This is a genomic window from Mesorhizobium sp. M2E.F.Ca.ET.219.01.1.1 (assembly GCF_004016445.2).
Lineage (GTDB): Bacteria > Pseudomonadota > Alphaproteobacteria > Rhizobiales > Rhizobiaceae > Mesorhizobium.
In genome coordinates this window covers 1-315 of the sequence record NZ_SADT02000183.1, presented here as the reverse complement: position 1 = coordinate 315, position 315 = coordinate 1, and the positions used below count along the sequence as shown (strand labels likewise).

Sequence of the window (315 nt, the reverse complement as noted above, 5' to 3'; positions counted from 1 at the left end):
GAACCGAGACATGTTCCTGCTCAACCGCCACCCGGACCATCGCCAGCCATTGACCCCTGAGGATGCCGCGACGCTTGGGTCCGCCGGCGCCGAGGAGGCCGAGCGCTTCCTTGCCGCACGCGACAATCATGCCGAGACGCCGCTGCACGCCCTGCCGGCGCTCGCCGGCGAACTGGGCATCGGCGCCCTGCACGTGAAGGACGAGGGGCAACGCCTCGGCCTCGGCAGTTTCAAGGCGCTGGGCGGCGCCTATGCCGTGATGCAGCTGGTGCTGGAGGAGGCGGGCAGGCGGCTTGGCCGCACCGTCGATGTCGC

At 70.8% G+C, this 315-nt stretch carries 1 pseudogene; it reads left to right on the top strand.

Features of this window, described 5'->3' with window-relative positions:
- Positions 1-10: 10 nt before the first annotated feature.
- Positions 11-315, top strand: a pseudogene (locus EN862_RS35435) (pyridoxal-phosphate dependent enzyme); the annotation flags it as partial.